The sequence below is a fragment of the Rhodococcus sp. NPDC127527 genome, from assembly GCF_042672245.1.
Lineage (GTDB): Bacteria > Actinomycetota > Actinomycetes > Mycobacteriales > Mycobacteriaceae > Rhodococcus_G.
In genome coordinates, this window is the sequence record NZ_JBHXVP010000010.1 from 164,838 (window position 1) to 185,330 (window position 20,493).

The window sequence follows — 20,493 nt, forward strand, 5'->3', positions numbered from 1 at the left end:
GGGACCCGAGCGATCGATGGTTGTGCTTCGAGTCCGCGCTTGCCGTGCCCGGTCGGACAACGGCCAGGTCGTCACCCGGGGCACCCCACCGCGGCGGAGGGTTGCCGGCCAGCAAGCCGGGGCTATCTGCTGGCACTCATGACCTGACCAGAGAATTGCAGGCTCCCCTGCGCGTTGTCAAGCCACCCGCCCGCCACCAGGAGATCGAACCGGCCGACATCACGCACCCAGACCAGCGGTAGATCGAGCGCTCTCACGCGCTGGACGGCCGCGGCCTCGGCGGCGGTACACAGCCCGTCGAGCACGTCCTCGGTGGCGAGCGCGCCGAGCAGGCCACCACCCCGCAGGTCACCGTCGAGGACCGGGGTCGCCTCCAGCCCACGGCGCGCCAGCCACTGCGCCGCCTCGACGAACGCGGCCGGGTCTCCGATGCACAGCACCCGGCGCGAACGCACCGTCTCCTCCGTCACCCTCACCGATGTTCCTTTCCCACAACGGAAACCGCGGTCGATCATCGGACACCCTCCGCTCGCACTGCCGACCCGCCGAGGACCGACGGGGCCTCGTCGCGAGCGAACATCGCGTCGATCCGAAGCCTGATCTCCTCCGTGCTCATCGTCCCTCCGTACCGGGACGCCGCCCGGCCCGTCGACGATGCGATCACTGATGCGTTCATTCGTGCACTGCCTCTCCTCGTGTCGATCCGCCTGCACGGCGGCATCGCCTGCGCGGGTGTGACCGGCAACACATCGAGTGTTACCCCGAACCCGCATTCCGTCGCCGTTTCCGGCATGCATCAACTATCGCCGCGGGCGCCGCCGGAGTCTGTCCACCGGCCGGACCCGGGACCGGATGAATCGCCCGTCCCCCGATCGGCGGACAAGCCCCCACCCGATCCCGACCGACCTCCCCTGGCCTGCGCTTTTCCGACCGGCGAGCGCCGCAGACGCACGTGGTGTCGAACGCCGATATTCTGGGGTCGGTTCCGACGTGCGGTGCATCGTGTCCGCTCGAACTCGACGAGGAGGCATGATGGCTACCCGCCTGCGGCGCAGGACCCTCGCGGCGACATGTGCAGTTGTGGCAGCGCTCACGCTCGCCGGCTGCACCATCTCGACCGGAGACAAGTCCGGGGACGGACCCGCCGCCGCCCCGACCACCAGGCAGAGCGCGGCCGTCGTGACCGTCACCCCCGCGGATGCCGGTACCCCGGTCAGCCCGTTGAGCCCGGTTCAGGTGAACGTCGCGCAGGGCACGATCACGTCGGTGACCCTGACCAATCCCGAGGGCAAGGTGATCCCCGGGATTCTCACCCCGGACAAGACGTCGTGGAAGCCAGGCGAGCCGCTGGGGTACGGCAAGACCTACCAGCTCGCGGTCGCGGCCGTGGACCAGGACGGCGTAGCCACCACGAAGGACTCCACTGTCACCACCGTGGCGCCGAGCAACCAGACCGCCGTGAATCTGAACACCACCGGCGGCATCTCGCTCATCGACGGCGCGACGTACGGCGTGGGCATGGTGGTGGTCGCGCACTTCGACGAGCAGATCGGCGACAAGGCCGCGGCCGAGAAGGCGCTGACGGTCACCACCACTCCCCCGGTGCAGGGCTCCTGGTACTGGATGGACGACCAGAACGCGCACTGGCGACCACAGAACTACTACGCGCCCGGCACCACCGTGTCGGTGGACGCGAAGATCTACGGCGCCCAACTCGGCAAGGGACTCTACGGCCAGCAGGACGAGAAGGTGTCCTTCCGGATCGGCGACTCGCACGTGTCGATCGCCGACGACAACACGAAGATGGTGACGGTCTACGAGAACGGCCAGGTGGTCCGGGAGATGCCCACCTCGATGGGGCGCGGCGGCACCGAGACCATCGGCAACACCACGCTCTCGTTCTGGACGCAGCCGGGCACCTACACGGTGATGGACAAGTCGAACCCGGTGATCATGGACTCCTCGACGTACGGCCTGCCGATCAACTCCCGGCTCGGCTACAAGGAGTCGATCAACTGGGCGACCCGGATCAGCACCGACGGCATCTACCTGCACGAGCTGGAGAGCACGGTGTGGGCCCAGGGCAACACCGACACCTCGCACGGCTGCCTGAACCTCAATCCGGAGAACGCACGGTGGTTCTTCGGCTTCTCCCAGCCGGGCGACGTCGTCGAGGTCCGCAACACCGGCGGGGCCCCGCTCGAGGTGTGGCAGAACGGCGACTGGAGCGTGCCGTGGGCGCAGTGGGTCGCGGGGAGCGCACTCCACAACGCGGCGCCGGCGCCCGGACCTGCGCCTCTTCCTCGCTGACCGGGTCGGCGGCGGGCGCCGTACCGTGCTCGCCGCGGGTGACGTGACGTCCGTTCTCCCGTTCATCGGCTACGCGATACACCACGTCACCGTCCGAGCGAGTCGGCCGCAAGCGGAGCATCCCAGACAGCGCGCAGCAGGTCGTGGGGGATGCTGTCGGACCATCGACCTGTGGAGACGAGCTCGGCGGTGAGTCGACCGATCTCGTCGGCCGCCATGACACCGCGCTCACCCTCGACCGCGACGACCAGGTCGTCCTCGACCTGGTCGATGTACGGGTGGGCGGTGTGGTTGGCCGAGACCAGACACGGCCGCGTGTGTGCCGGACCGAACCGCTGCCGCGGCAGCAGATCCGTGAGGACCGAAAGCGCATCGTCGATGTCCTTCTCGTTGCCGCCAGTTCGAACCCATCGCGCGATCTCGTCCGACGTGTCCAACGGAGTCTCCAGCACACTGTTTCCTGCGCATTTGAAGTACCAACGTCCGTCTGGGTAGCGAAGCGGCGGCATGACGATTCCGCCGTAGAGGGTTTGGCCCTCGCGGATCTTGAGGTACATCGTCGCCGGAAGATCGACCTCGTCGGGATCTGGTGCCTCCACGAGGACGACCGTGGCCCCGAAGGTGTCCATCGCGAGGGGCCTGGCCAACAACCCGATTGCGTTGGTGGCCGCACCGGTCGCGACGACGACGGACCGGGCGCGCCACGACTGACCGGACCGCGCGGTGACACGTCGCCCGCCCGCCTCGCGTCGAATGTCGACGATGTCGTCGCGTACGAGAGTCGCCCCGTTTCTCGTGGATACCGTGAGCAACGCCCGCACCAATTCGCGTGGATTGACGATGAAGGCCTCTGGCTGAACAACCCCCACGTGCCCGGGTTCGAAGCACAGGCGCGGATACCGTTGGCGCAGGTCAGCTTCGCCGAGTCGGACGACTCCCACTCCGACGTCCGCGGCATTGGTGACCAGTCGTTCCCTGTCGAACCACTCAGCCGACGCGGGGTCCGCGATGGTCTCCGGCATCACGGCGAGTGACTGTGTGGGCTTGGCGAATTCGATGCCGGCGCTTTCGGACAAGGCGGGAAATCGACGTATCGAACGGTTGGCGAGAAGTGAGGCAACGAGCGGCACCTCGAGGACGTGTGCCAGTCGGCCCTGGTCGTAGTGCCCGGCCCACACCCCCTCGTGATCGTCGAAACGAGCGGGTTCGTCGGGGCCGACGACAAGGACGTCCGCGCCGAGCTCAGTGAGATGCCTAGCCGTGGCCGCTCCGATGGGACCAGCTCCCACCACGACGACGTCGAACTCGTGTTCAGCTTCCATGTGCAGCCTCCTAGTGTGTGCCCCGTCGGGCTGATGAGAGTTCCGTGGGCAGGCGGAGCGGGTCGGCAGCCATCGACGCAGTCGCCTTCCTTCGACTGCCCGCTATCCTCGTTCGACCAGCACGCAGCGCGCGCCGGAGAAGATCGTGGGCATGCACTTGTTGCAGTGGATGCACAGCGATTTCGTCCGAGCGTCCTCGGCGATCCGATTGACCAGATCCGGCTCCCGCAGCAGCGCCCGCGCCATGGCCACGAAGTCGAAGCCCTCGGCCATCGCCGTGTCCATACCGGCCCGGTCGGTGACCCCACCGAGCAGCACCAGAGGCAGCTTCACCGCCGCCCGGATCTGCCGGGCCTGCTCGAGCATGAACAGGTCCTGGTAGGGGTAGGCGTGGAGCATCTGCTTGCCGACCAGCTGCACCCCGAGCCGCACCGGCTGCGGCATCGCCGCGGCGAACTCTCGGACGGGGGCGTCGCCCTTGAACAGGTACATCGGGTTGAGCAATGAACTGCCCATGGTCAGCTCGAGCGCGTCGAGGCTGCCATCCGCCTCGAGCCACTGCGCCACCTGGATCGCCTCGTCCACCCAGAAGCCACCCGGCACACCGTCGTCCATGTTGAGCTTCGCGAGAATCGCGACCTCGCCGCCGACTGATTCGCGCACAGTGCGCGCGGTCTCGAGCACGACCCGCGCCCGATTCGCCAGCGATCCGCCGTAGGAGTCCTTGCGGCGGTTGAGCTTCGGACTGAGGAACGAGCTCGCGAAGTAGTTGTGCCCGAAATGGATCTCCACCGCGTCGAATCCGGCGTCGACCGCCAGCCTCGCAGCGGTGCCGTGCGCCTCGGCGATCCGCTCGATGTCGTCCTTCGTCGCGGACCGGATCATCCTCAAGCTGAGCGGATTGAACGACCGTGACGGCGCCAACGCCGGGAAACCCGTCGACTTCTCATTCGCGACTGGCCCCGCGTGCCCCAGCTGCGCGGAGGCCGCAGCCCCCTCGGCATGGATCGCGTCGGTGAGCCGGCGCAACCCGGGCAGCGCCTCCGGCCGCATCCACAACTGTCCGTACTCGGTGCGCCCCTCCGGGGCCACCGCGCAGTACGCGACGGTGGACATGCCCACCCCACCGGCGGCGGGGCGGCGATGGAACTCGATGAGCTCGTCGGTGACGAGTGCGTTCGGCGTCTTGCCCTCGAACGTCGCGGACTTGATGATGCGGTTACGCAGTGTGATCGGGCCGAGCGTGGCCGGGGCGAGGACGTCAGGACCAGTTGTCACGGAGGTCGGCCTTTCCTGGATGTGTGCGAAAACGGGGCCTGTGGGCACCGGCATCGACGACGTCGCGCGATGCCCCACAGGGTTCTTCAGAGGAGGGTTCAGAGAATGTCGGTCAGGGTCACGATGCGCTTGCTGAGCGTGACCCCGGCTGATGCGAGGACACCGAGCACGAACGGTTCAGGATCGATGCACGCCTCCGGAGAAAAGACTCCGCGCGCGACGATCCGGCCTTCGAGCATCTCTCTCACCGCGGCGGCGGCGGCCCGCGGCGTCGGATCGTCTGCCACCCCGTCCGCGTAGATCACCTGCGCTTCGAAGATGACCTGGGCAGGCTCGCCACCGAGTTCGCCTTCCGCGACGATCTGCATCACCGTGCCCGGCATGCCACTGGGCTCCACGGCAAGTGCGCGCTCTCCCTCCGGGGTGGCCATGTACCGCGCAAGGAACTCCCGAGGCGACATCGGCAGCCCGTCGAGCCTGACGGGGTTGGTCAGGCCGAGCGCCTCGAACGCCTTCCACGTGTCGTTACCGGCTTCCTCGAACCAGGTGAACCTGACGGCGGCATTGCGCAGCCCTGGCACGTAGCGGCCGAGCGTGATGCCTTCGGGGTGCCCCATGTATCCGGCGTGGCAGACTCCGAAGGGCTCCTGCAGCGCAAAGGGTTTCGGGTCGGACCAGGCCGGGACGGAGCGGACGTCGCCGTCGATGAACTGCCGGACGTCGCCCGACATCGAATGCAGCATGTGCTCGTTGATCGTCGGGCCCATGTTGACCATGTACGGGATCGCCATCATGACGTCGACGCTGTCGGCGGTGTCCAGCAGGTCTGCGGCCCATCGGCCGAGGAGGCTCGTGATGCCCGGCGCGAAGCCCATGCCGAACACGATCGTCACTCCAGCCCTCTTCGCGGCCTCGTCGAGGCCCGAGTCCCGAATGATCTGCTCGGCGACATCGAACTCGTCGCAGACGTCGACGTAGTTGACGCCGCACTCGATGGCGGCGCGGATGATGGGCATGCCGTACTTGAAGAACGGTCCGACCGCGTTGAACACGACGTCGGCTCCGGTAATCACCGACTTGATGCTGGCGGAGTCGGAGGCATCGAACTGTTCGGCCTTTCCGCCCAGCTCATAGGCCAGGGCACCGGCCTTGTCGAGGTCGATGTCGGCGATGACGAGTTCGTCGTAGCAGCCGGAGCGGGCGAGGATTCTGGCAACGCCGCTGGCGATGGAACCGGCGCTGAGAATGACGAGTTTCATGGGTGGCGGACCTCGATCTGTGTGGGCGGACGAGCCGTATTCGGTAGATGGTTGCGGCCTGGCTGTGCGGGAGCCTGAATCTGACGTCGGCAGGCCGCGACAGCGTGCTGACCCCGCCGCATGGGTGCGGCTGAGTCGGCCGGGGCGTTGGTCGGCGGCGAGCGTGCCGGCGGCCACGACGAGCGCGTTGTGGCGTCGATCACCTCGCCGTGCGTACAATGTACACACGGACGTTGGTTGTGTCACTAGTTGACGAGGAGATATTTTCGACCCATGAAGCAACCGCTAACCCGTGAGCGAATTGCCCAGGCCGGCATAGCCATTGCCGACGCAGAGGGCTTGGAGGCTGTGTCGATGCGTCGCGTCGCCACCACGCTCGGGGTGGCGACGATGTCGCCCTACCGCCACGTTGTCGACCGGGACGACCTCGTCGTCGCAATGGTGGACACCATCACCGGCCAGAGTCCCCTGCCGACCGATCCCGGGTATTCCTGGCAGGAATTGATCAAGACGATGGCACTCGGCGACTGGCAGGCATTCGTGGAACACCCCTGGTTGATCGGAGTGTGGTGCACGCCGCGTCGCCGCGTGGACCTGGCCTCCCTCGACCAGCTCGAGGTTCTTCTCGACCGCCTGGACCAGGCCGGGATGGACCGTTCCGCGGGCTTCGCGGTTCTCTTCGGCGTGGCCGGCCTCACCCTCGGAATGGCCGCGGTTACCGTCGACAACCCCGGCGCCGAGCTCAAGTCGGGCGTCGACCTGCGTGAATGGCGCCGCCAGGCCGCCGCCGAGCTCGACCTGAGGTCCTCCCCTGCACACGGAGGCGCTGTTCGATTCATGTACGAACTGCACGACTACGCCGGGTACGACGCGTTCATCGAGGCTCTCGACAGCTTCATCGCGGGTGTCGAAGCCCGCCATGCCCTCCTCTGACCGAGCCGAATCACTCGAACACACTCATCGCGGCGGATCAGCCTCGGGCGCAGCGCCATTCCGGCGCTCGACTGCGCCGGTGCAAGGGACCGCATGCGCAGCGCGGGCGGAATAGTCGCCCAAATCGCTTTATTTACAAAGCGATCCGACGATTCGCCCGATTAGTGCGAATCCTGGGACGAATGCGGCCGGCCTCACCTCCGCCACTACGCATCGCCAAGTCAAATAGTGTCCCACTCAACGGGAGGGTCGCTGCTCTCTCGCAACAGTGCGGCGATAGCGTTCCCGTCCAGTTCCCAGCGTCGAATCTGCTGGCCGAGAACACCTCTCAGTGCTCGGTACAGGTCGCCAACGACCACCATCCCATTCCAGGACTTCACCGATCGACGCGCCCCGAGCTAGGCACCTGCCGCATCCGCATCGTTTCCGGAAGGACTCCGATCCATGGACGCTTCTCAGTTCACCCTCGGCACCCCAGATCCCCCGCACGAAGTCACGAACACGCCAGCCGGCAGGAACTGGACACCGCGGGTAATCGGCTCACTGACCTCCATGGCCCTGCTGCTCGAGCTGTTGTCGATCAGCTACATGATGATCGCCATCGCCTTGCCTCAGATCTCCGCGCACTACCAGACCACCCAGGGCGCGTGGCTGCAGACAGCCTTCCTGCTCCTCGGCGCTGTCGCCTCGCCGCTCATCGGCAAGCTCGCCGACACACACGGAAAGCGCAAGCTGCTGATGGTGTGCGTCGCGCTCTCCGCAGTCGGCGCGTTGATCTCGGCCACGGGCCCCAGTTTCGGTGTCGTCGTCGCCGGCCGAGCGCTGACCGGCATGCTCGGACCCTGCCTCTTCCTGGTCTACACCCTCATCCGTGATGTGTTCCCCAGGCGAACCGTCGCGATGGCTGTCAGTGTCGCCATCAGCGGCATGGGCCTGGTCGCGATCCCCGCCCCGTTCCTCACCGGCTGGCTGGTCGACAACTTCGGGTTCCGCAGTGTCTTCTGGTTCACCCTGATCTGTCTCTGCGTTCTCGGGCCCCTCATTCTCGCTACCACCGACGAGTCGCCCGTGCGATTGCGGTCGAGGATCGATCTCGTCGGCGCGGCGCTGCTCGGGGCGGGAATCGCCGGAGTGCTGATCGGGGTGAGCTTCGCTCCGGAGTGGGGGTGGACCGCACCGAGCACCCTGGCATACCTGGGCGGCGGAACCGCGTTGTTCGCCGCCTGGGCCGTTTCGGCTCGCATGATCCGCGAACCACTGATCGACCTTCGGATCCTGTCCAATCGTGCCGTCGCCTTGACCACGCTCAGCGGAGGGCTCTGCTACGCGGTCAGCGCGGTGTTCACGATTCTGCTGCCCTTCATGTGCATGACCCCCGCGGTCCTCGGCCTCGGCTACGGGTTCGGAGTCAGTGCCGAGGAGTTCGCCGTCTTCCAGGCTCCTCTCGGCGGCGCGACTGTTGTCGGGGGATTCCTCGTTGGCTCCCTGGTCTCACGCGTGGGAGCGCGCCCCCTGATGGTCGTCGGCATGGTCACGATGGCTCTCGCCTGCACGTCGACCGCAATCTCCCACGAGTCCAAGCCACTCGTGATCATCTTCTCCGCGCTGGTCGGTCTCGGCGGCGGAATCGGCTATGCGGCGACACCGAACCTGCTGCTCGCGACGGTTCCGCAGTCGCTGCAGGGGACGACCGGTGCGGTGTCCTCGGTATCCCAGAATGTCTTCCCGGCCGTTCTGCCGGTGATCGCCTTCACGGTCCTCAACTCCCACATTGCGACCGTCGTCGAGGGCGCGGCGTTCTACACCGACGAAGGACTGACGATCGGCTTCCTGATCGCCGCCGGAGCTGCACTGATCGCGGCCGTCGCCGCGTTCGCCCTGCCACGCAAGGTCGAGCAGGTCGCCGACCTCGGCACCGACACCCAGTCGCCGTCGGAAGCGCCCGTGCTGTCCTCCAACGCGCCCTGACTTCGGGAGTTGCGTCGCCGAACGAAGGGTCCGGCTGAGCGCAGCACCGACCGATACCTGTCGACCGCCCCGACGGAAGGAGCCGCCAAGGGACAGTCCACGCCAACAATCGTCGAACCGATCCACACCACCACAAGCGAATCACATTACGAACAAAGGAGTTTGACCATGGGATCCTCAGCAACCGACCTCCAGCAGATCGGCACCGCGGCGGCACTGATCGGCGGGATCGGCGGCGTGGTCGCCGGTGTCGGCGCAGCGCTCGGCCTGGCAGCTCTCGCGGGCGGAGGGTCGGCCGCGTAGCCACGAGAACGAGGTGAAGTCCTCTCAGCATGGCCCGGGACCCGTGACGCACTCCCGTTGGCCTGCTGAGGGGACTTCGCCGCACTCGAACTCGCCGAGATGTGTGTGATCAGGAGCCCCCGTAAGGTGTGATTGCCGACCGATCAACTTGTTCGATCCTCACGTAACCCGATATGTACCGGCATTGGTGAAGACCCGCGGAAGGAACCGGCATGGCACGAGTCGTCGTCATCGGCGGTCACGGCAAGGTGGCCCTGCATCTCGCGCGGATCCTCTCCGCCCGCGCGGACGAGGTCACCGCCCTGATCCGCAATCCCGAACACACCTCCGACGTCGAGATCGCCGGCGCGGCCGCGGTGGTCGCGGATGTCGAGAGCCTCGACACCCCGGCACTGGCCGAGGTCCTGCGCGGACACGACGCCGTGGTGTGGTCCGCCGGCGCGGGCGGCGGCGACGCGGCGCGCACCTACGGCGTCGACCGAGACGCCGCGATCCGCTCGATGGACGCCACCGCCCTGGCGGGCGTCGACCGCTACGTGATGGTGTCCTATCTCGGATCTCGGACCGATCACGGTGTGCCGCCGGACAACTCGTTCTTCGCCTACGCGGAGGCGAAGGCCGCCGCGGACGCGTACCTGCGCGCGACCGACCTCGCCTGGACCATCCTCGGCCCCAGCACGCTCACCCTGGAACCGCCCACCGGCAAGATCGAGACCGGACCCGACATCCGGCCCCGCACCGTCTCCCGGGAAGACGTCGCCGCTGTCGCCGCAGCGACGTTGGCCAGGCCGTACACCGCCGGCAAGTTCATCGGCTTCAACAACGGCGACGTCCCGATCGGCGAGGCACTCGACTCCGCTCGCTGACCGCGTGGTCGAGCGCCCCGCCACGGTCAGCCCAGTCGCGTGCCGACCGGGACGTTGACGAAGCTCGGCGCGTCGGGGTCCAGCACGAGATGCTGCGGTTTGAGCTCGCTCTCGTTGAGCAGCGGGCGCAGCAGCATGCCCTTCGGCAGGTTGCTCGCGAAGACGTCCACGCGAAGCCGGTGACCGGGCGCCAGGACCGCATCGGTGGCGGTCAGCCCGACGTCCAGCGCGGTCGGCTGTCCAGGCACGACCGGCTGCCTGCTGTCGAGGGTCAGGGTGTAGAACGGGTCCGTGTAGTCGCCGTTCGCCGACTTCTCGCTCTTCGCGTCGTCGATCGCACGCAGCGACGAGGTGAGTTGCCCGCTGGTCAGCACCGTCGAAGTCCCGTCCGGCGCAACGTCGTTGAGCGTCGCAGTCCAGTAGCCGTCGGTAGCGTCGAGGACGGTGTTCAGGTGGAGGTTCACCGGACCGGAGATCTCCGTCCGCGCGGACACCGGTGCGCTGGTGAAGGTGAGCGCGTTCCGTTCGCTGAACCGAGCGTCCTTGCCGCAGGCGTCGAGCACCGCGGTGACGCCGATCGTCTCCTGCGCGGAATCCCGCGAACACAGCGTCGCCAGGCCCGGCGCAACCGTGAGGGTGGACCGGTCGGCCGGCGTCGCGGGCACCAGGCTGCCGTCGTGGACGCTGCCGTTCGCGGTGCCGCTCGAGCGCCCGTCGAGGTACATGCGCTGGTAGCTCATTCCGGACCGCGGGAACTGGTCGGCGGTGGTCCAACCGGCGCCCTGCTGGTAGAGCGTTGCGGGGCCGTACGTCTCGATCCCGTTGTCGATTCCCTTGAGCCAGTGGTCGAACCATGCGCGCTGCAGCACGTCGAGCCGCGGCGGATTGCCCGGCTCGCCGAAACCGGTGCCGAAGTTCAGGTGGTAGGTGTCGCCCATGATCAGCTGCTTCTCGCCGGGAGGCAGGGGGATCGCGTTGTAGATCTTCGGCTCGCTGTTGGCGAAGATGTCGTGCCAGCCGCCGTAGACCAAGGTCGGAGCGGTGATGTTCTCCGGATGCGAGATCAGGTCCTGGCGCAGCGAACTGTCGCTCTCGAGGAGGGTTTTCAGATCGGGCGTGACGGCGTCGACGCTCGGCACGGTGAGCGCGTTCATCAGCAGCGACACGAAGGTGAGGGGGTCGGACTGCCTGTCCGCCAACCACTTCCAGTCGAAGGTGCCGTTGAGGATCGACTGCACGTTCGGCAGCCACTTGGCGCCGTTGACCGCCGCCAGCCACACCGGCATGAACCCGATGCCGATGCCGCCACCGGGCGCGACGACGTCACGCAGGATGTCGCCGCCCGGCTCCACCGGAACGATGGCCTTCAACGCGGCGGGGCGCTTGCTCGCCGCCTGCACCTGGTTGATCGCGGAGTAGGAGACCCCGGTCATGCCGACCTTGCCGTCCGACCACGGCTGTTTGGCGGCCCAGTCGATGGCCTCCACGGTGTCCTGCTGCTCGCGGCTCTGGAACACCTGCCATTCGCCCTGCGAGAACCCGGTGCCGCGGACGTCGACCACCACCTGCGTGTAGCCGCTCTGCACGAGCTTCGGATCGACGCTGAACGAACGCAAGCCGCCGCCCGAGGTGACCTTGATCAGGTCGCCGAGACCGCTGATCGGGGTACCCGACAGGTTCAGGCTCCGCGCGAACGCCATGATCGGGTCGCCGAGCTGCGGGACGGCAAGCGCCGCTTCGGCGACCGCGGATACCAGCTTCGTGTACGGGGTCAGGTTCAGGACTACGGGTGTCTTCGTGTCCACGGCCCGCCCCGACGCGTCGGCGGGCCGGTAGACGTTGGCCTCGAGCACGACACCGTCGCTCATGGTGATCGGCACGTCCCAGTCGACGTGCATCCCGGGGTACTGCTGCGGGCCGTCCTCGGTCGCGGTCCACTTCGCCCCGAGGCTGCCGCCGTCCGGCGTGCCGGCGGCCGAGGCCACCGGTGCGAACGGAACCGTCAGCATCACCCCGACCGAAGCGACCAGCGTGGCTTTCGCCACCTTCGCGTTCACGAGCACGGTCAACGTCTCCCCCTGTCAACGACCCGACTGCCCGCTCACAAAAGTCGGACCAAACACGTATTCGGGGCGCCAACCTGCGAGGACGAGCACTACCGGGGAAACCCTAGGTGAACATTCCCCGTTAACTTCCGACTGTAATGCAGGTCACATCGGGATCCTGGGACGCGGCCGCCCTCAAGGATTGAATGGGGGTTCACGGGTCGTTCGGGACGGCGGAGTGAGCCATGAACCCCCATTCAACCGAGCGGGTCGGTCACCCTTGCCCTCGCGTGCTCATCGGAGTGGGATTGGAGTAGGAATCCGAGACCCGGGAGGCCCGCGATGAACGGCGCAAAGCACTGGACCGTCACGATCGACATCGACGAGCGGGATCCCCAGACCCGCGCCGAGGCGAAGCTCGAGCGGGTCGGGCCGGTCGGCGTGATCACCGGCGAGGGGCTGGCACGATGCAGCCCCAGCGACGGTGCGATCCCCCAGATCGGGGACGAGTTGGCCGCCGCGCGGGCCCTGTCCGATCTCGCACACAAGCTGCTCGAGGCGGCGTCGGAGGACATCCAGGCGAGCACTCATCGACCGGCGCACCTCTGGGCCTGAGCGAGACGACCCACCACCCTGAGGCCCTGACCTCCGGGTCACGCAGCGCTCGACAGCCGAATCGACGAGACCCGTTGGGGCAATGAGCCGTCAAGGCCTCGGTGCCGCGCGGACCTCGACCAGCCGCCGCTGCAGAAACCGTTCCGCGGCATCGTTCACCGGCGATTCGAGCGCGGCGAGATACGCGAGTTCGGCCTCGTCGTGCCTGCCGGCCCGCCGCAGCAGGTCGGCCCGGACCGGTCGCACCAGACGGTCCAGCCGGGGGTCGTCGTCGATCTCGTCGAGGGCGGCGAGGCCCCGACCGTAGCCGTCCCGAAAACCCACGGCGACAGCCCTGTTCACCGCGGCCACCGGAGACCCCGTCAGCTCGAGGAGTCGCTCGTAGGCCGCGACGATCACCGACCAGTCGGTGGCCTCCCAGCTCGCCGCCCGCGCGTGCGCGGCCGCGACGACCGCCTGCGGCAGGTAGCTGCCGGTGGACCTCCGGGCGGCAAGCAGGCACCGGGTGCCGTCCTCGATTCGCTGCCGGTCCCATCGCGAACGGTCCTGCTCCTCGAGCGGACGGGCCGCCCCGTCCTCGTCGAGACGTTCGGCCCTGCGGCTGTCCTGCAACAGCATCAGCGCCTGCAGCGCCCAGGCGTCCGGCTCGTCCGGCATCAGCTCGGTGAGCAGCCGGCCGAGCCGGATCGCCTCGTCGCACAGGTCACCGCGAACGGACGGACCGACGGACGTCCGGGTCGCCGAGTAGCCCTCGGTGAACACCAGATAGATGCAGGCGAGGACCTGCGGCACCCGTTCCGGCAGAAGGTGTTCGGGCGGCATCCGGAACGGGATCGCGGCGTCGCGAATCTTGGACTTGGCACGCGTCAGCCTGCGAGTGACGGTCGACTCGGTCTGCAGGAAGGCGCGGGCGATCTCGGCGGCGGTGAGCCCGCCCACCAGGCGCAGCGTCAACGCCACCTGCGCCTCCCGCGAGAGGGCCGGGTGGCAGCAGGTGAACATGAGCCGGAGCTGGTCGTCGCGCACCGGCCACACCTCCTCCCCGTCGTCGCTCGGCGGTGCCTGCCGGTACGAGTCGAATTCCTTGGGGCCGCGCAGTGACTCGCGGCGAATCCGATCCAGTGCCCGGTTACGGGCGGCCGTGGTGATCCAGGCACCGGGATTGGCCGGCACCCCGGACCGTGGCCAGGTCCGCATCGCGTCGACGAACGCCTCCTGCACGGCGTCCTCCGCCAACTGAAGGTCACCGACGATGCGAGCCACCGTGGCGAGCGCCCGCCCCGACTCCTCCCGGAAGGCGCGATCGAGCGCCGGGTCCGTCGTGATCGGAGTGCGGGCGCCCGTCACGTCAGTCCCGCGTCCGCATCAGCCGGCGAACCTCGACGCAGCCCTTGGGTCCGACCGGGATCTTCGCCGCGAGCTCGACCGCCGACGTCCGGTCGCCGGCCGCGAGCAGGTACAGCCCGTTGGCGAGCTCCGCCGATTCCGCGAACGGGCCGTCGGTGAGCAGCACATCGCCGCCGCGCACCCGTACCGTGGTCGCAGACTCCGGCGGGTACAGGCCGCCGCCACCGCGCATCGCCGAGCCGGCCACCCTCGCGAACTCGCCGTGCCGGGCCTTGCCCTGCTCCCATTCGTCGCTGCCCGGGGTCACCGCGTCGCCGCGTGGCTCGAGCAGCATCGCCAGCCACCAGTCCCGGTCGATCTCGCCGGCCGCGTAGAAGTCGACCATCGGCCACAGTTCGACGGCGCCGTCGCCTGCCGCCGGGATCCGGCGCGCCAGCTCGATCGCCTCGTCGAGGTCCTCGGCGGAGAGCACACAGAATCCGATGGCCACCTCGCCCGTCTCGGTGTACGGGCCGTCGGTGATCAGCGGCGTCCCGCCGCCGTGCCGGATCGTCGCGGCCGTGCTCGCAGGCTGCAACGGTGCGTTCGCGACCGCCGCGTCGCCCGCGAACTCGAAGAAGCGGCCGTAGGCCGCCACGAGGTCGTCGAACTCCGCGGAACCGGGCCGCACCGGCGGCCGATTCGCGTCGGCGTAGAACAGTCCGAGGTAGTACATGGTCCAATCCTTCCTGGTCGAAGGGGTCCGTCGGAACCCCTCTACCAGTACGACGAACCGGCCACCCCGGATCGGACACCGCGCCGCCACCGGTCCCCGGCGTACGATTCGTTCACCCAAGCGCCAACTTGTCATGAGATAACGACCCAACAACCAGCCGACTCAGACGGGACCCCGGGTTTGCATCTCCAGTCACCATCGGACCAGTCACATCGGATACCGACCGAGTACCTCCGGTCGCCGAACGCCCCCGCGCCGCGCACCCTCGTCGACGTCCTCACCGCGACCGCGCAGACCTTTCCCGACGCTCCGGCCGTCGACGACGGCGACACCGCCCTGAGCTACGGCGAACTGCTCGACGCCGTGCACACCGGGGCCGAACGGCTCGGCGATGCGGGTGTCGCCGCGGGTGACCGGGTCGGCATCCGGATGCCGTCCGGCTCGAACTCCCTCTACGTGGCGATCCTGTCGGTGCTCGCCGCGGGCGCGGCCTACGTGCCGGTGGACGCCGACGATCCCGACGAACGCGCGGAGTTGGTCTTCGGCGAGGCGGCGGTCGCGGCGATCATCACCGAGGACGGCATCGGACCCGGCACCGCCGACCGTCACGAGCCCGGCGCGGTCCGGCTGCCGACGGTCGACGACGACGCCTGGATCATCTTCACCTCGGGCTCCACCGGCACCCCCAAGGGCGTCGCGGTCAGCCATCGCAGCGCCGCCGCCTTCGTCGACGCCGAGGCCCGAATGTTCCTGCAACAGGACCCGATCGGTCCCGGCGACCGGGTCCTCGCGGGGCTGTCCGTCGCGTTCGACGCCTCCTGCGAGGAGATGTGGCTGGCCTGGCGGCACGGCGCCTGCCTGGTGCCCGCGCCCCGCGCCCTGGTCCGCAGCGGCATGGACCTCGGCCCGTGGCTGGTCTCCCGGGACGTGACGGTCGTCTCGACGGTGCCCACCCTGGCCTCGCTGTGGCCCGCCGAGGCTCTAGAGGCGGTGCGGCTGCTGATCTTCGGCGGCGAGGCCTGCCCGCCGGAGCTGGCCGAACGGCTGGCCGTGCCCGGTCGCGAGGTGTGGAACACCTACGGACCCACGGAGGCGACGGTCGTCGCGTGCGGCGCCCTCATGGACGGCCGCGGACCGGTGCGCATCGGGCTGCCGCTGGACGGCTGGGACCTCGCCGTGGTCGACGGCGACGGCATCCCGGTGCCGGCCGGCGAGGTCGGCGAACTCGTGATCGGCGGGGTGGGCCTGGCCCGCTACCTGGATCCGGCCAAGGACGCCGAGAAGTACGCGCCGATGCCCTCGCTCGGTTGGGAGCGCGCGTACCGCAGCGGCGACCTGGTGCGCCTCGAAACCGCCGGACTGCTGTTCCAGGGCCGCGCCGACGATCAGGTCAAGCTCGGCGGCAGGCGGATCGAACTCGGCGAGGTGGACAACGCGCTGCAGAACCTGCCCGGCGTCGCCGGCGCCGCGGCGGCGGTCCGCAAGACGGCGGCCGGGAACTCGATCCTGGTCGGCTACCTCGCCAGCACCGACCCCGACTTCGACCTCGGCGCCGCCCGGAACCAGCTGGCCGAACGGCTGCCCGCGGCGCTGGTCCCCCGGCTGGCGCTGCTCGCCGAACTGCCGACCCGCACCTCCGGCAAGGTGGACCGGGCCGCGCTGCCGTGGCCGTTGCCGGGGACCGGGTCGGAGGACGCCGCGACGGCCGCCGGGCTCGACGGCACCGCCGCCTGGGTGGCCGGGCTGTGGGCGTCGATCCTCGGCGCCCAGATCACCGGGCCCGGCGACGACTTCTTCGCCGCGGGTGGCGGCTCGCTGGCCGCGGCCCAGCTGGTGACGGCCCTGCGGGAACGCTTCCCCGAGGTGACCGTCGCGCAGCTCTACGACCATCCCCGACTCGGCTCGCTCGCCGACTTCCTCGACGGGCTCACCCCCACCGAGACGGCGGAGCCGCGCGAGGTCGCACCCACCCCGCGGTCCACGCAGTGGGCGCAGGTGCTCGCGACGATCCCGCTGACCACCCTCACCGGGCTGCAGTGGGTGACCTGGCTGGCCCTGGTGAACAACGTGCTCGGCTGGTTCGTCGACGTGCCGTGGGCCCCGACGCTGTCCTGGTGGTGGGTGCTGGCCGCGCTGGTCCTGTTCATCACCCCGCTCGGCCGGATGTCGATCGCCGTCGCCGGGTCCCGGCTGCTGCTGCGCGGACTCGCGCCGGGCACCTACCCGCGCGGCGGGCCCGAACACGTCCGGCTGTGGATCGCGCACCGGCTCACCGAGGCCAGCGGCGCCGCGAACCTGTCCGGCGCGCCCTGGATGATCTACTACGCCCGCGCGCTCGGCGCGAAGGTCGGGCGGGGCGTCGACCTGCACACCCTGCCGCCCGTGACCGGCATGCTCGAACTCGGCGACGGCTGCTCGGTGGAACCCGAGGTCGACCTGTCGGGGCACTGGATCGACGGCGACGTGGTGCACATCGGCGAGATCAGGATCGGTGACGGCGCCGCGGTCGGGGCCCGCTCCACGCTGCTCCCCGGCACCCGCATCGGCAGGGACGCGGAGGTCGCCCCGGGGTCGGCGGTGATCGGCCGGGTCAAGGCGGGACAGAGCTGGGCCGGCTCCCCCGCCGTCAAGGTCGGCAAGGCGGTGCACCCGTGGCCCGCGGAGCGGCCGCGCCGCGCGACCCAGTGGGTGCCCGTCTACGGCGCGACCTCGGTGGCGATCGCGGGACTGCCGATCCTCGCGCTGGCCGTGGGGATCGCGGTGATCGGCTGGGGTGTGCACGACGCCCCCGACCTCGGGTCGGCCGTGCTGCGCGCCGTCGCCTGGCTCCCGGTCTCCACCCTGCTCACGCTGTTCGTGTTCGCGTCGCTCACGGTGGTCGCGGTGCGCGCGCTCGGCGTCGGGCTCAGCGAGGGATACCACCCGGTGCGCAGCCGGGTCGGGTGGCAGGTGTGGGCAACCGAGCGGCTGCTCGACTCCGCCCGCACCTTCCTCTTCCCGCTGTACGCGAGCCTGCTCACGCCCGGCTGGCTCCGACTGCTCGGCGCGAAGGTCGGTAAGAACGTCGAGGCGTCCACGGTGCTGCTGCTGCCGAAGTTCACCACCGTCGCCGACGGCGCCTTCCTCGCCGACGACACGATGATCGCCTCCTACGAACTCGGCGGCGGCTGGCTGCACATCCAGGAGGCGAAGGTCGGCAAGCGCGCGTTCCTCGGCAACTCCGGCATGGCCGGTCCGGGCCGCCGGGTACCGAAGAACGGTCTGGTCGCGGTGCTCTCGGCCGCGCCGAGCAAGGCGAAGTCGGGTTCCTCGTGGCTGGGCAGCCCGCCGGTGCGGCTGCGCCGGTCCGCCAGCGACACCGACGCGGCGCGCACGTTCGAGCCGCCGCTGCGGCTCAAGGTCGCGCGGGCGGTGGTCGAGACCTGCCGGCTGATCCCGGTGATGGTCACCTTCGGTATCGGGCTCGGCGTGCTGTTCGCCCTGCAGGCGATGGCGGGCGCGGTCGGGTTCTGGCTCGCGGCGCTGCTGAGCGGCGCTGTGCTGCTGGTGGCCGGCGCGGTGGCCGGGGCGGTGTCGGTGGCGGCAAAGTGGTTGGTGGTCGGGCGAATCGACAAGGTCGAGCACCCGCTCTGGAGTTCGTTCGTGTGGCGCAACGAGGTGTCCGACGCGTTCGTCGAGACCGTCGCGGCGCCGTGGTTCGCGCGGGCCGCGACCGGCACCGCGGTCCTGAACGTCTACCTGCGCGGCATGGGCGCGCGGATCGGCCGCGGCGTGTGGTGCGAGTCGTACTGGCTGCCGGAGGCCGACCTGGTGACCCTCGGTGACGGCGCGACCGTCGAACGCGGTTGCGTTGTGCAGACGCACCTGTTCCATGATCGGATCATGGCCATGGACACCGTCACCCTCGGCAAGGGAGCCACCCTGGGACCGCACTGCGTCGCACTGCCCGCCTCCGGGATCGGCGACGGCGCGACCGTCGGCCCCGCGTCGCTGGTGATGCGCGGCGACGTGGTGCCGCCGAACACCCGCTGGCAGGGGAACCCCATCGGGCCCTGGAACTGAGGGGGCGGCGAGCATGGTCAAGCCGGGAAAGTTCTACGAGGAGCCGATCGACCCGTACCTGCCGTCGGCGGGCAACCGGGGCTACCGGGTGTCACGCTACGAGCTGGACCTGACGTACAAGGTCGCCAGCAACCGGCTCGCGGGCAAGGCCTCGATCACCGCGGCCTCCACCGAGATTCGGCCCCGGTTCGCCTTCGACCTGTCGCAGTCGCTCGCGGTGTCGAAGGTGACCGTCAACGGCTCCCGGTCCGTCAAGTACACCCACCAGAACGGGAAGCTGACCGTCACGCCGGCGCACAAGATCCCGGCGGGCGGTGCGCTGTCGGTGACGGTGCAGTACGCCGGCACCCCGAGGCCGATCCGCGGGCCGTGGGGCGAGGTCGGGTGGGAGGAACTGACCGAGGGCGCGATCGTGGCAAGCCAGCCGAACGGTGCGGCGTCCTGGTTCCCGTGTGACGACCACCCCAGCGCCAAGGCCAGCTACCAGATCTCCATCACGACCGACTCGCCGTACTATGCCTTGGCGAACGGCGTGCTCGTGCGCAAGCAGACCCGCGCGAGCCAGACGACCTGGGTGTACGAGCAGAGCGAGCCGATGGCCAGCTACCTCGCGACCATCCAGATCGGGCCGTACGAGCGTCGCCGCATCACACCGGCCCGGCATCTGGTCAGCGCGCAGGCCCCACTCGGGGTGCCCATGCACGCCGTTCTGCCGCAACGACTTCGAATGCCCTTCGAGCACGACTTCGGCAGGCAGCCGGAGATGATGGAGACCTTCGTCCGCCTGTTCGGCCCCTACCCGTTCGCCGACTACACCGTCGTCGTCACCGACGACGAGCTCGAGATTCCCATCGAGGCCCAGGGCATGTCGGTGTTCGGGGCGAACCACTGCGACGGCAGGCGGGGTTCGGAGCGGCTCGTCGCGCACGAACTCGCGCACCAGTGGTTCGGGAACAGCCTGACGCTCGGCGCGTGGCGCGACATCTGGCTGCACGAGGGATTCGCCTGTTACGCCGAGTGGTTGTGGTCGGAGAACTCCGGCGGACCGTCCGCGCAGGAGATCGCGGCGCAGGCGCACCGGAACCTGTCGGGCCTGCCGTACGACCTGCTACTCGGCGATCCCGGACCCCGGCTGATGTTCGACGACCGGGTGTACAAGCGCGGCGCGCTCACCCTGCACGCGCTGCGCGAGGTCCTCGGCGACGACGCGTTCTTCGACCTGCTCCGGCAGTGGACGGCGAAGTACCGCCACGCGACGGTGACCACCGAGGAATTCACCGACCTGGCAGCACATTTCACCGACCGCCCGCTGCGCCCGCTGTGGGACGCCTGGCTCTGGAGCAAGACCCTGCCCTGATGCGGCTACGCCGCAGTGGTGGGGGGGGGGGGGGGGCGGGCGCGCGGCCCCCCCCCCCCCCCCCCTGGGAAGGGCGCGGGGTGGGCGGCGACTTGGCGGGGCCCGGAGGGCGC

Annotated in this window: 15 protein-coding genes and 1 riboswitch; of the genes, 8 read left to right on the forward strand and 7 right to left on the reverse strand. The window is 69.2% G+C overall.

Going from position 1 to position 20,493, the window contains the following annotated elements:
* Positions 1-30: 30 nt before the first annotated feature.
* Positions 31-144: riboswitch (SAM riboswitch) on the reverse strand.
* A complete protein-coding gene (locus ACFVH2_RS17840) occupies positions 123-476 on the reverse strand; it encodes a hypothetical protein (protein ID WP_378423308.1) in 354 nt (117 codons plus the stop codon). Its footprint overlaps the riboswitch before it by 22 nt.
* A 556-nt stretch (positions 477-1,032) precedes the next feature.
* Here ACFVH2_RS17840 and ACFVH2_RS17845 point away from each other — a divergent pair.
* Entirely contained in the window at positions 1,033-2,310 is a 1,278-nt protein-coding gene (locus ACFVH2_RS17845; protein WP_378423598.1) for an Ig-like domain-containing protein, read from the forward strand.
* 86 nt (positions 2,311-2,396) lie between these two features.
* Here the strand turns inward: ACFVH2_RS17845 and ACFVH2_RS17850 are convergent, their stop codons facing one another.
* From ACFVH2_RS17850 to ACFVH2_RS17860, 3 genes are all read right to left on the reverse strand, one after another.
* On the reverse strand, positions 2,397-3,632 hold the full coding sequence (locus tag ACFVH2_RS17850; RefSeq protein ID WP_378423306.1) for an NAD(P)/FAD-dependent oxidoreductase: 1,236 nt from the start codon (positions 3,630-3,632) through the stop codon (positions 2,397-2,399).
* 102 nt (positions 3,633-3,734) lie between these two features.
* Entirely contained in the window at positions 3,735-4,910 is a 1,176-nt protein-coding gene (locus ACFVH2_RS17855) for an NADH:flavin oxidoreductase (protein ID WP_378423304.1), read from the reverse strand.
* 98 nt (positions 4,911-5,008) lie between these two features.
* Positions 5,009-6,346 carry a saccharopine dehydrogenase family protein gene (locus ACFVH2_RS17860; protein ID WP_378423302.1) on the reverse strand — a complete coding sequence of 446 codons (1,338 nt, stop codon included), beginning with the start codon at positions 6,344-6,346 and terminating at the stop codon, positions 5,009-5,011.
* A gap of 96 nt (positions 6,347-6,442) precedes the next feature.
* On the opposite strand from ACFVH2_RS17860, the gene ACFVH2_RS17865 reads away from it, so the two are divergent.
* The 4 genes from ACFVH2_RS17865 (at position 6,443) to ACFVH2_RS17880 (ending at position 10,239) form a co-directional block, all read left to right on the forward strand.
* Positions 6,443-7,102: a TetR/AcrR family transcriptional regulator gene (locus ACFVH2_RS17865; RefSeq protein ID WP_378423300.1), complete on the forward strand. Its 660-nt coding sequence runs from the start codon at positions 6,443-6,445 to the stop codon at positions 7,100-7,102.
* 552 nt (positions 7,103-7,654) lie between these two features.
* Positions 7,655-9,070, forward strand: a complete 1,416-nt coding sequence (locus ACFVH2_RS17870) for an MFS transporter (protein ID WP_378423596.1) — start codon at positions 7,655-7,657, stop codon at positions 9,068-9,070.
* 168 nt (positions 9,071-9,238) lie between these two features.
* The gene (locus ACFVH2_RS17875) at positions 9,239-9,373 is read left to right on the forward strand and encodes a hypothetical protein (protein ID WP_378423298.1); all 135 of its coding nucleotides are present in this window, start codon (positions 9,239-9,241) and stop codon (positions 9,371-9,373) included.
* 212 nt (positions 9,374-9,585) lie between these two features.
* Positions 9,586-10,239 (forward strand): NAD(P)-dependent oxidoreductase, encoded by a 654-nt coding sequence (locus ACFVH2_RS17880; RefSeq protein ID WP_378423296.1) that lies wholly within the window; start codon positions 9,586-9,588, stop codon positions 10,237-10,239.
* A 26-nt stretch (positions 10,240-10,265) separates the two neighbouring features.
* Here ACFVH2_RS17880 and ACFVH2_RS17885 read toward each other — a convergent pair whose 3' ends face one another.
* Positions 10,266-12,248: a CocE/NonD family hydrolase gene (locus ACFVH2_RS17885; RefSeq protein WP_378423594.1), complete on the reverse strand. Its 1,983-nt coding sequence runs from the start codon at positions 12,246-12,248 to the stop codon at positions 10,266-10,268.
* A gap of 378 nt (positions 12,249-12,626) precedes the next feature.
* On the opposite strand from ACFVH2_RS17885, the gene ACFVH2_RS17890 reads away from it, so the two are divergent.
* The gene (locus ACFVH2_RS17890) at positions 12,627-12,899 is read left to right on the forward strand and encodes a DUF1876 domain-containing protein (protein WP_378423294.1); all 273 of its coding nucleotides are present in this window, start codon (positions 12,627-12,629) and stop codon (positions 12,897-12,899) included.
* Between the two features lie 90 nt (positions 12,900-12,989).
* Here the strand turns inward: ACFVH2_RS17890 and ACFVH2_RS17895 are convergent, their stop codons facing one another.
* Positions 12,990-14,246, reverse strand: coding sequence for an RNA polymerase sigma factor (locus ACFVH2_RS17895; RefSeq protein ID WP_378423293.1), 1,257 nt, complete (start codon positions 14,244-14,246; stop codon positions 12,990-12,992).
* Between the two features lies 1 nt (position 14,247).
* Positions 14,248-14,961, reverse strand: a complete 714-nt coding sequence (locus ACFVH2_RS17900; RefSeq protein ID WP_378423291.1) for a YciI family protein — start codon at positions 14,959-14,961, stop codon at positions 14,248-14,250.
* 180 nt (positions 14,962-15,141) lie between these two features.
* Here ACFVH2_RS17900 and ACFVH2_RS17905 point away from each other — a divergent pair, with 180 nt between their 5' ends.
* Both ACFVH2_RS17905 and ACFVH2_RS17910 read left to right on the forward strand, forming a co-directional pair.
* The gene (locus ACFVH2_RS17905) at positions 15,142-19,023 is read left to right on the forward strand and encodes a Pls/PosA family non-ribosomal peptide synthetase (protein WP_378423289.1); all 3,882 of its coding nucleotides are present in this window, start codon (positions 15,142-15,144) and stop codon (positions 19,021-19,023) included.
* A 13-nt stretch (positions 19,024-19,036) separates the two neighbouring features.
* Positions 19,037-20,380: a M1 family metallopeptidase gene (locus ACFVH2_RS17910; protein ID WP_378423287.1), complete on the forward strand. Its 1,344-nt coding sequence runs from the start codon at positions 19,037-19,039 to the stop codon at positions 20,378-20,380.
* Positions 20,381-20,493: the final 113 nt, after the last annotated feature.

What these genes read in the sequence shown, in the direction of transcription:
- ACFVH2_RS17875 (WP_378423298.1), top strand. Translation starts at nt 9,239, where the DNA reads ATGGGATCCTCAGCAACCGACCTCCAGCAGATCGGCACCGCGGCGGCA.
- ACFVH2_RS17870 (WP_378423596.1), top strand. Translation starts at nt 7,655, where the DNA reads ATGGCCCTGCTGCTCGAGCTGTTGTCGATCAGCTACATGATGATCGCC.
- ACFVH2_RS17845 (WP_378423598.1), top strand. Translation starts at nt 1,033, where the DNA reads ATGGCTACCCGCCTGCGGCGCAGGACCCTCGCGGCGACATGTGCAGTT.
- ACFVH2_RS17910 (WP_378423287.1), top strand. Translation starts at nt 19,037, where the DNA reads ATGGTCAAGCCGGGAAAGTTCTACGAGGAGCCGATCGACCCGTACCTG.
- ACFVH2_RS17890 (WP_378423294.1), top strand. Translation starts at nt 12,627, where the DNA reads ATGAACGGCGCAAAGCACTGGACCGTCACGATCGACATCGACGAGCGG.
- ACFVH2_RS17880 (WP_378423296.1), top strand. Translation starts at nt 9,586, where the DNA reads ATGGCACGAGTCGTCGTCATCGGCGGTCACGGCAAGGTGGCCCTGCAT.
- ACFVH2_RS17900 (WP_378423291.1), bottom strand. Translation starts at nt 14,961, where the DNA reads ATGTACTACCTCGGACTGTTCTACGCCGACGCGAATCGGCCGCCGGTG.
- ACFVH2_RS17865 (WP_378423300.1), top strand. Translation starts at nt 6,443, where the DNA reads ATGAAGCAACCGCTAACCCGTGAGCGAATTGCCCAGGCCGGCATAGCC.
- ACFVH2_RS17850 (WP_378423306.1), bottom strand. Translation starts at nt 3,632, where the DNA reads ATGGAAGCTGAACACGAGTTCGACGTCGTCGTGGTGGGAGCTGGTCCC.
- ACFVH2_RS17885 (WP_378423594.1), bottom strand. Translation starts at nt 12,248, where the DNA reads ATGCTGACGGTTCCGTTCGCACCGGTGGCCTCGGCCGCCGGCACGCCG.